The 10,412-nt window shown below is 67.0% G+C and carries 7 protein-coding genes; all 7 read left to right on the top strand.

Annotated elements, in window-relative coordinates:
- Positions 1–262: ROK family protein (locus MVA01S_RS07295; RefSeq protein WP_159426305.1), on the top strand; the 262-nt coding region annotated here is incomplete at its 5' end.
- A 271-nt stretch (positions 263–533) separates the two neighbouring features.
- The gene (rplJ, locus tag MVA01S_RS07290) at positions 534–1,073 is read left to right on the top strand and encodes a 50S ribosomal protein L10 (RefSeq protein WP_003929625.1); all 540 of its coding nucleotides are present in this window, start codon (positions 534–536) and stop codon (positions 1,071–1,073) included.
- 38 nt (positions 1,074–1,111) lie between these two features.
- Positions 1,112–1,501 carry a 50S ribosomal protein L7/L12 gene (rplL, locus tag MVA01S_RS07285; RefSeq protein WP_003929624.1) on the top strand — a complete coding sequence of 130 codons (390 nt, stop codon included), beginning with the start codon at positions 1,112–1,114 and terminating at the stop codon, positions 1,499–1,501.
- Positions 1,502–1,688: 187 nt separating this feature from the next.
- Positions 1,689–2,762 (top strand): ABC transporter ATP-binding protein, encoded by a 1,074-nt coding sequence (locus tag MVA01S_RS07280; protein ID WP_003929623.1) that lies wholly within the window; start codon positions 1,689–1,691, stop codon positions 2,760–2,762.
- Positions 2,763–3,050: 288 nt separating this feature from the next.
- The gene (locus tag MVA01S_RS07275) at positions 3,051–4,799 is read left to right on the top strand and encodes an ICP22 family protein (RefSeq protein WP_003929622.1); all 1,749 of its coding nucleotides are present in this window, start codon (positions 3,051–3,053) and stop codon (positions 4,797–4,799) included.
- 70 nt (positions 4,800–4,869) lie between these two features.
- Complete coding sequence (locus MVA01S_RS07270) at positions 4,870–6,603, top strand: hypothetical protein (RefSeq protein WP_003929621.1); 1,734 nt, start codon at positions 4,870–4,872, stop codon at positions 6,601–6,603.
- 285 nt (positions 6,604–6,888) lie between these two features.
- Positions 6,889–10,401 (top strand): DNA-directed RNA polymerase subunit beta, encoded by a 3,513-nt coding sequence (gene rpoB / locus MVA01S_RS07265; RefSeq protein WP_040540714.1) that lies wholly within the window; start codon positions 6,889–6,891, stop codon positions 10,399–10,401.
- Positions 10,402–10,412 lie beyond the last annotated feature (11 nt).

Here is a 10,412-nt window from a genome sequence, read left to right as displayed (position 1 = left end):
GCTGCGCGCGTTCGGTCGCGGCGCCGACGCGCTGGCGCGCACGATCGCGTCGGTGGCCGCGGTGTGCGACCTCGACCTCGTCGTTGTCGGCGGCGGGGTCGCCAAAGCCGGCGCCCTGCTGTTCGATCCGCTGCGCGAGGCCCTGACCTCGTACGCGGGGCTGGACTTCCTGGGCGGGCTGCGGGTGGTGCCGGCCGAACTCGGCGGTGATGCGGGCCTGGTCGGGGCGGCCGCGCTGGCGCGGCCCCCGCGTTTTGGCTGATCGCGGCACGGCACGCTATCCTGGTCCGGTTCCACCGAAGACCGTCGGTCACCGAGCAATCGGTTGAAGGTCCGGACACATCTGTTGTTCTTCGCGCAAGCGGCTCATCAGATATCCGGCGGCCCACGCAGGAGGACGAGGCTGGTACGTCTGTTACGTACTCTGTGCGCCCCGACCTGTCTGTGTCGGGGCGCTTGTGTTTTCCGGGCTTCTCAGTCGCCTCTCGGGCCCTGCGGTTGGTGGACATCCCAACCATCACGAGGAGGCAAGCATGGCCAAGGCTGACAAGGCCACCGCGGTCGCCGACATCGCCGAGAAGTTCAAGGAGGCGACGGCCACCGTCGTCACCGAGTACCGCGGCCTGACGGTGTCCAACCTTGCCGAGCTGCGTAGGTCGCTGGGTTCGACGACGACCTACACCGTCGCCAAGAACACCTTGGTGAAGCGTGCCGCGGCGGAGGCGGGCATCGAGGGGCTCGACGAGCTCTTCACCGGCCCGACCGCCATCGCGTTCATCGACGGCGAGCCCGTCGACGCCGCGAAGGCGCTCAAGAAGTTCGCCAAGGACAACAAGGCACTGGTCGTCAAGGGCGGCTACATGGACGGTCGCGCGCTGACCGTCTCCGAGGTCGAGCGGATCGCCGATCTCGAGTCGCGCGAGGTGCTGCTGTCCAAGATGGCCGGCGCACTCAAGGCGAAGCAGTCCCAGGCCGCGGCGCTGTTCGCAGCCCCCGCGTCCCAGGTCGCCCGCCTGGCCGCAGCTCTGCAGGAAAAGAAGGCCGGTTCGGAAAACTCCGAATCCGCCGCGTAACAAACCCCCCACCGAAGTAATCAGGAAGGACCATCACCATGGCCAAGCTCTCCACCGACGAACTGCTCGACGCGTTCAAGGAAATGACCCTGCTCGAGCTCTCTGAGTTCGTGAAGCAGTTCGAGGAGACCTTCGACGTCACCGCCGCGGCCCCGGTCGCCGTTGCCGCTGCCGGCCCCGCCGCAGGCGCCCCCGCCGAGGCCGCCGAGGAGCAGTCGGAGTTCGACGTCATCCTCGAGTCCGCCGGCGAGAAGAAGATCGGCGTCATCAAGGTCGTCCGCGAGATCGTCTCCGGCCTGGGCCTCAAGGAAGCCAAGGACCTGGTCGACAGCGCGCCCAAGCCGCTGCTGGAGAAGGTCAACAAGGACGCCGCCGAGGACGCCAAGGGCAAGCTCGAGGCTGCCGGCGCGACGGTCACCGTCAAGTAATTCGCCACATCTGAACGCTGTGGGGTCGGCCTGGCAAACGGGCCGGCCCCACAGTTGTCTGTGACTCGAAGTCGTCGACCTTGTCGGCAGACCGAGTGTTACGGCGAACCGGCGTAGGTTACAGTGACTCAAGCCACAGGGCGGGATCCTGTGGCTTGTCGTTTAGTTTTGGGCGGAAGGAATTCGCGTGGGCATTGGCATTCAGGTTGAGGGACTGACGAAGTCCTTCGGAGCCCAGCGAATCTGGGAGGACGTGACCTTCGATCTGCCCGCCGGAGAGGTCAGCGTTCTGCTCGGGCCGTCCGGTACCGGCAAGTCCGTGTTCCTGAAGTCGCTGATCGGTCTGCTGCGCCCGGAGCGCGGCAAGATCATCGTCGACGGCACCAACATCATCGAGTGCTCGGCCAAGGAGCTCTACGAGATCCGCACGCTGTTCGGCGTGATGTTCCAGGACGGCGCACTCTTCGGCTCGATGAGCCTGTACGACAACACCGCGTTCCCGCTTCGTGAGCACACGAAGAAGAAGGAAAGCGAGATCCGCAAGGTCGTCATGGAGAAGCTGGACCTCGTGGGTCTGGCCGGTGACGAGGACAAGTTCCCCGGCGAGATTTCCGGCGGTATGCGCAAGCGTGCCGGCCTGGCCCGGTCGCTGGTGCTGGACCCGCAGATCATCCTCTGCGACGAGCCGGACTCCGGTCTGGACCCCGTGCGTACCGCCTACCTCTCGCAGCTGCTGATCGACATCAACGCGCAGATCGACTGCACGATCCTGATCGTCACGCACAACATCAACATCGCGCGGACGGTGCCCGACAACATGGGCATGCTGTTCCGCAAGCACCTGGTCATGTTCGGCCCCCGCGAGGTGCTGCTGACCTCGGACGAGCCGGTGGTCAAGCAGTTCCTCAACGGTCGCCGCATCGGTCCGATCGGTATGTCCGAGGAGAAGGACGAGTCGACGATGGCCGAAGAGCAGGCCATGGTGGACGCCGGTCACCACGATGGTGGTACCGAGGAGATCGAGGGCGTGCCGCCGCAGGTGCAGGCAACCCCGGGTATGCCGGAGCGCAAGGCGGTCGCTCGCCGTCAGGCCCGCGTGCGGGAGATCATGCACACCCTGCCGCCCGCCGCCCAGTCCGCGATCCGCGAGGATCTCGACCGCCAGAGCAGCTACTCGTCGCAGGATTACCCCGACGACACGCAGCAGCGGGTCGAGGATGACGCCCCGACCGGGCGCATCCCGGTCGCCGGCGAGCGCTGATTCGCCAACTCTGATCTCGTCACACCACCCGGCGCCAGCGCCGGGTGGTGTTTCACATCTGCTGTCCCTGCGCTGTGGCACCGATCGATGTGCCCACATGTGCCGCTGCGTGCGGATTTGCGCCGGGAGTGGCTTCGGAGAGGCGTCGCTACGCGCCGACGTTAATTTCCTCTTGTAAATATTAGCTATCCGGCTATAAAGTTTGCCAGAATCGCGTGTCCGCGTCTGAAAACCGTTTTGGTGATCCGGCCGTGGTGTCGCTGCGTGATATCTGACAACGGGAGAGTGATGGTCGACCGCTATCGAGTCTGGCTGGGGGCAGGCGTTCTGGCGGGGGGATTCTCGGCGGCGATGCTCGCCGGTGCCGGGGTGGCGTCGGCGGACGACGGGTCGTCGACAGGCTCGGGATCTGCGGACAAACCGGCCTCGACCAGTTCGGACGATGGCGGTGGCGCCGATACAACGACGTCACCCGCCAAAGACGCCGACGGGGACACCGACCGGGATGCTGACGACGATTCCGGAGACGACCGGGACGACCGGGACGACGACCTGGACGACGACCTGGGCACCGACCCGGACAATGGCGGCGACGAGGACGTGCGGGCGCCCGAAGGTGACGAGGGAGCCGACGACCCCGAAGAGGCCGACGACGTTGCCGACGATGAGCTCGGCGGGGATGCCGACTACGGGTGGCCCGGTTCGGCCGCGGTTCCCGCGCCCACGCCGGGCAGGCACGCGCTGCCGGAGCCCGAGGAGTCGCTGCCGACGCCGGACCCCGACCCGATCAGCGAGCCCAGCGAGCCCACCGGACCGGCCGAAGCCGAAGCCGAGGCCGAACCGGAGCCGCCGTCACCGCTCGTCGACTCCATCGAGACCGACCTGTCGGCCCGCGACGGCGCCGCCGTCATCCAACTCGCGGCCGCGAGTTCACCCTGGGCCGGCGCGTCGGCGTTCAACCTCTTCGACGTCGTCGAGGACATCAGCACGATGTTCTACAACTGGTACACCGGCACGATGCAGTTCCTCGCCGGACCGGCCCGGGCGCCGTTCGGCAGCCGGGTCCGGGTCGAGAGGTCGTCGCTGGACCTGGGCAACGGTGTCGTCGTCTCGGCCGACTGGTACTTCCCGCCCGGCAAGACCGCGCCGAAGGGCCTGATCTACCTGCAGCACGGCATGCTCGCGAGCGCGTCGTTCTACACCGCAACCGCGGCCTATCTCGCCGAGAAGACGCACAGCATCGTGGTCGCGCCGACGCTGACCTGGAATGTCTTCGACACCGACAACTTCCCGCTGACCTTGCCCGCCACGCACCGCGCGATCGCCGACCTGTTCTCCGGCGATCGCGAGGCCCTCACCGCCAGCGCCCGGCAGGCCGGGTGGCGCAACGCCCTGCCGACGCGTGTGGTGTTGGTCGGGCACTCCGCAGGCGGAGGTCTGGCCGCGGGCACCGCGAGGTACATGGTCGAGCGGGGCCTGGCCGGCGATCTCGCGGGTGTGGTCATGCTCGACGGCGCCGGCCAGTACGGGGTGCTGAGGGCCGATCTGGCGAAGATCCCGCGTTCGATCCCGGTGTACAACCTCGCCGCGACCCCCGGTGCATGGAACAACAGAGGGCACGCCAGCCAACGCCTCAATCAGGTCAGGCCGGGCATGTTCACGGGTGTGCTGGTCCGTGGCGGACACCATTCCGACTCCATGCAGAGCACCAGCGGGCTGGTGCAGTTCATAGCCTATCTGGCCACCGGGTTCTCGTCTCCGTGGAATGTGGAGGCCAACGAGATCCTGTCCGCGGGCTGGATCAACGACATGCTCGACGGCACCTACACCGATCGGCTCTACCGGCCCGCGGTGTCACCGGTCGGCCTGGTCACCGGTCTGTGGCTGGATCCGCCGTCGACCGTCGACGCGCCTGGGCTGACCGCGTACGCGACCGCGCGCGACGTCTGCCCGGTGACCCCGACCGTCGCCGTATGCACCGATCCGCTGCCGGGGCGGGGTGGGGGACGGAGCCCGGGTTCGACCGCCGTGGCCTGATTCCGGCAAATCACTTCGGTGCCCCGGCGACCGCGATACGTTTTGCGCGGCTGCGACGGAGGGGTCACCGATGGACGACCGGCTGGCGAAGTTGGTGGGGGCAGGGGCGATCGCCGCCGGGATGGCGGGCGCACTGCTGGCCGGCGCTGGCGTCGCGGCCGCGACGACCGAGTCCGAGACGGGCAACGCGTCGACAAGTTCGGAGTCGGCCCAGCCGGAATCGGGTGAACCCGGCGACAGCGACGACACCGCCGAGTCCCCGGCCGCCGACGACGCGGAGCCGGAAGTAGACGCGACGGACGAAGACGCGGCCGAAGAAGCGGACCCCGAAGAAGAACAGGGCGCCGAAGACGAGGGCGCCCAAGACCGGGGCGCCGAAGAAGCGCAAGGCCCCGAAGAAGAAGAAGAGGCGGTCGTCGAGGAAGGCCCCGACGAGGACGAGGCGTTTGTCGTCGAGGAAACGCCCGAGGCGGACGTCGACACGGCCACCGAACTCCCGGCCGAGGTGGAACCCCAGGCGGTAACCCCGGTCCAGGACGAGGCCCGGACCGAGACCACCGCGACAGCGCCGCTCAAGAGCCATCAGACCGAGCTGGCCACGATGCTTGAGCAGCCCGGCCGGGAGCTGGCCACCGCTCCCCGGAAGCAGACGTTGCTCAGCGTCGTCGGCACGGTCATCTTCACCATCTACTCCGCGGCGATCCGCGTACTGGGCGGTCCGCCGCTGCTGCCGTGGGGCAGCACCGTCACCGTGCGCAGTTCCTCGTTGCGGATCGACTGCGGCGACGGCTACGACGTGCCCGCGGACTGGTACGTCCCGGCCGGGGACGTCCCCACCCGCCTGATCTACCTGCAGCACGGCTTCCTGGCCTCGGGAGCGTTTTACAGCTACACCGCGGCCCGGCTGGCCGAGGCGACGCACAGCATCGTCGTCGCGACGTCGGTGACGTCGAACTTCCTGGCCTGCGACGGTTGCTGGGTGGGCGGCTCACCGCTGCACAAAGCGGTGGCCGGCCTGTTCGTGGACGGCAACGCCGCGCTGGCACAGAGCGCGCTGGCCGCCGGCTATGGCGGCACGCTGCTCGACGGCGTGCAGAAGGTCGCGTTGGTCGGGCACTCCGCCGGTGGCGGGCTGGCCGCCGGCGCGGCGGGGTACATGACACAGAACGGCGCCTTCGACCGGTTGGCCGGGGTGGTGCTGCTCGACGGGGTGGGCTTCGGCGACGTGACCCCGGCGGCGCTGGGCAAGCTGCCGCAGGACTTCCCGATCTACAACCTGGCCGGCCGGTCCTATTACTGGAACCTGTCCGGCACCTCGAACACGTCGCTGGAACAGTGGCGTCCGGGGAAGTTCAACGGCGTCCAGCTCGTCGGCGGATCCCACTCGGACACCATGCTCGGCGGCAATCCGTTGATCCAGGCCGCGCTGAACATCGTCACCGGCTGGTCGAAGGTCGCCAACGTCAAGGCCGCCGAGAAGATCAGCGCCGGCTGGCTCAACGACATGTTCGCCGGCGCACCGCCGTCGGAATCGGGCTTCTACGGCGCCCCGGGAGACACCCTCACGGTCGCGACCAGCCGCGGAACAGCGACGGCCATCGTTCTGCCGGGCCCGGCCGAGCGTCAGACGTTCATCGACTGGCTGTTCACCTTCGGGGCGCGCCTGCTGTTCGGGATCAACTTCGCCACCTGCGCCGTCGAGCCGGACGAAGTGTTCACAGAAAACTCCACAAACACCGCGTCATCTCTTGACGCAACGGCGAAACCGGGCCAATCTATTGCCCAGCAATGTGTGCACGGATGACAGCAGTGAGGGCCGCCAGCCAGCGACCGAAGTTCCGTAGCACACAGTGCTGCCTCGAGGGTTGAGGAATAGGCTGTCCTGCGCTATCGTTGGACGTTGCGCTGGCTGCGCCCTGCCCACCTCGCTTTTTCCGACCCGCACTAGTCATGTGGTCCTAGCCTGAGCCCCCGCTCAGCGATCTAGACGCGTGCCCGTGCGTCCGGTGGTTGGTTGTAGCCAGCCGAACCGACGCAGAAACGCGGCAAAAACGGACCGGCTTCTCCGGTGTCGAAAGAGCCGCATTAGGTGCTGGAAGGATGCATCTTGGCAGGGTCCCGCCAGATCGAGTCAACCACTAACCACTCCGTTCCCGGAGCACCAAACAGAATTTCCTTTGCCAAGCTCCGCGAACCGCTCGAGGTTCCGGGGCTTCTCGACGTTCAGACCGAATCCTTCGAGTGGCTCATCGGGGCCGAGGACTGGTTCCGCCGCGCCGCCGAGCGCGGGGACGTGGACCCCAAGGGTGGTCTGCAGGAGGTCCTCGAGGAGCTCTCACCGATCGAGGACTTCTCGGGCTCGATGTCGCTGAGCTTCTCCGACCCGCGTTTCGACGAGGTCAAGGCGCCGGTTGACGAGTGCAAAGACAAGGACATGACGTACGCGGCTCCGCTGTTCGTCACGGCCGAGTTCATCAACAACAACACCGGTGAGATCAAGAGCCAGACGGTCTTCATGGGCGACTTCCCGATGATGACCGAGAAGGGCACCTTCATCATCAACGGCACCGAGCGTGTCGTGGTGAGCCAGCTGGTCCGTTCCCCCGGTGTGTACTTCGACGAGTCGATCGACAAGTCGACGGAGAAGACGCTGCACAGCGTCAAGGTCATTCCCGGCCGCGGCGCGTGGCTGGAGTTCGACGTCGACAAGCGCGACACCGTCGGTGTCCGCATCGACCGCAAGCGCCGTCAGCCTGTCACCGTGCTGCTCAAGGCGCTCGGCTGGACCAACGAGCAGATCGTGGAGCGCTTCGGCTTCTCCGAGATCATGATGAGCACGCTGGAGAAGGACAACACCGCAGGCACCGACGAGGCGCTGCTGGACATCTACCGGAAGCTGCGACCGGGCGAGCCCCCCACCAAGGAGTCGGCGCAGACCCTGCTGGAGAACCTGTTCTTCAAGGAGAAGCGTTACGACCTCGCACGCGTGGGCCGCTACAAGGTCAACAAGAAGCTCGGCCTCAATCTGGGCCAGCCGATCACCAGCTCGACGCTGACCGAAGAGGACGTCGTCGCGACCATCGAGTACCTGGTGCGTCTGCACCAGGGCGACCAGACGATGACCGCCCCCGGCGGCAGCGAGGTCCCCGTCGAGGTCGACGACATCGACCACTTCGGTAACCGTCGTCTGCGCACGGTCGGTGAGCTGATCCAGAACCAGATCCGCGTCGGCCTCTCGCGTATGGAGCGTGTCGTCCGCGAGCGGATGACCACCCAGGACGTCGAGGCGATCACTCCGCAGACCCTGATCAACATCCGTCCCGTCGTGGCGGCGATCAAGGAATTCTTCGGCACCAGCCAGCTGTCGCAGTTCATGGACCAGAACAACCCGCTGTCGGGTCTGACCCACAAGCGTCGCCTGTCGGCGCTGGGCCCCGGCGGTCTGTCCCGTGAGCGCGCCGGCCTCGAGGTCCGCGACGTGCACTCCAGCCACTACGGCCGCATGTGCCCGATCGAGACCCCCGAGGGTCCGAACATCGGCCTGATCGGTTCGCTGTCGGTGTACGCCCGGGTCAACCCGTTCGGCTTCATCGAGACGCCGTACCGCAAGGTCATCGACGGTGTGGTCACCGACCAGATCGACTACCTGACCGCCGACGAGGAGGACCGCCACGTCGTGGCGCAGGCCAACTCGCCGCTGGACGCGGACGGCCGGTTCACCGAGGAACGCGTGATGGTCCGCCGTAAGGGTGGCGAGGTCGAGAACGTCGCCCCCACCGACGTGGACTACATGGACGTCTCGCCGCGCCAGATGGTGTCGGTCGCGACGGCGATGATCCCGTTCCTCGAGCACGACGACGCCAACCGTGCCCTGATGGGTGCCAACATGCAGCGCCAGGCGGTTCCGCTGGTTCGCAGCGAGGCCCCGCTGGTCGGCACCGGTATGGAACTGCGCGCCGCGATCGACGCCGGCGACGTGGTCGTGACCGAAAAGGCCGGTGTGGTCGAGGAGGTCTCCGCCGACTACATCACCGTGATGGCCGACGACGGCACCCGGCACACCTACCGGATGCGCAAGTTCGCGCGCTCCAACCACGGCACGTGCGCCAACCAGCGCCCGATCGTGGACGCCGGGCAGCGGGTCGAGTCGGGCCAGGTGCTCGCCGACGGGCCGTGCACCGAGAACGGTGAGATGGCGCTGGGCAAGAACCTGCTCGTGGCGATCATGCCGTGGGAGGGCCACAACTACGAGGACGCGATCATCCTCTCCAACCGCCTGGTGGAGGAGGACGTGCTCACCTCGATTCACATCGAGGAGCACGAGATCGATGCCCGCGACACCAAGTTGGGCGCCGAGGAGATCACCCGGGACATCCCGAACGTCTCCGATGAGGTGCTGGCCGATCTCGACGAGCGCGGCATCATCCGCATCGGCGCCGAGGTCCGCGACGGCGACATCCTGGTCGGCAAGGTCACCCCGAAGGGCGAGACCGAGCTGACCCCCGAGGAGCGCCTGCTGCGCGCCATCTTCGGTGAGAAGGCCCGCGAGGTCCGCGACACGTCGCTGAAGGTGCCTCACGGTGAGTCCGGAAAGGTCATCGGCATCCGCGTGTTCTCGCGCGAGGACGACGACGAGCTGCCCGCCGGTGTCAACGAGCTGGTCCGCGTCTACGTGGCCCAGAAGCGCAAGATCTCCGACGGCGACAAGCTCGCCGGACGCCACGGCAACAAGGGCGTCATCGGCAAGATCCTGCCGGTCGAGGACATGCCGTTCCTGCCCGACGGCACCCCGGTGGACATCATCCTGAACACCCACGGTGTGCCGCGTCGTATGAACATCGGCCAGATCCTGGAGACCCACCTCGGGTGGGTTGCCAAGGCGGGCTGGAACATTCAGGTGGCGGACGGGACCGGCGAGGTTCCGCAGTGGGCGGCAAAGCTGCCCGAGCACATGCTGTCGGCTCCGCCGGACAGCATCGTGGCCACCCCGGTGTTCGATGGTGCGCAGGAAGGCGAGCTGACCGGCCTGCTCGGTGCGACGCTGCCCAACCGCGACGGCGAGACCATGGTCAACGCCGACGGCAAGGCGGTGCTGTTCGACGGCCGCAGTGGCGAACCGTTCCCGTACCCGGTGACGGTGGGCTACATGTACATCCTGAAGCTGCACCACCTGGTGGACGACAAGATCCACGCTCGCTCCACCGGTCCGTACTCGATGATCACCCAGCAGCCGCTGGGCGGTAAGGCGCAGTTCGGTGGTCAGCGGTTCGGTGAGATGGAGTGCTGGGCCATGCAGGCCTACGGCGCGGCGTACACGCTGCAGGAGCTCCTGACGATCAAGTCCGACGACACCGTCGGCCGCGTCAAGGTTTACGAGGCGATCGTCAAGGGCGAGAACATCCCCGAGCCGGGCATCCCGGAGTCGTTCAAGGTGCTTCTCAAGGAGCTGCAGTCGCTGTGCCTCAACGTCGAGGTGTTGTCTTCTGACGGCGCGGCGATCGAGATGCGTGACGGCGACGACGAGGACCTGGAGCGCGCTGCTGCCAACCTCGGAATCAACCTGTCCCGCAACGAATCCGCCTCCGTGGAAGATCTCGCGTAGATCTCGCCCGT

The organism is Mycolicibacterium vaccae NBRC 14118 = CIP 105934 (genome assembly GCF_001552715.1).
In the GTDB taxonomy this organism is placed as follows: Bacteria; Actinomycetota; Actinomycetes; order Mycobacteriales; family Mycobacteriaceae; genus Mycobacterium; species Mycobacterium vaccae.
Note: the sequence above shows the minus strand (reverse complement) of the source record. Positions and strands in the feature narration are given on the sequence as shown.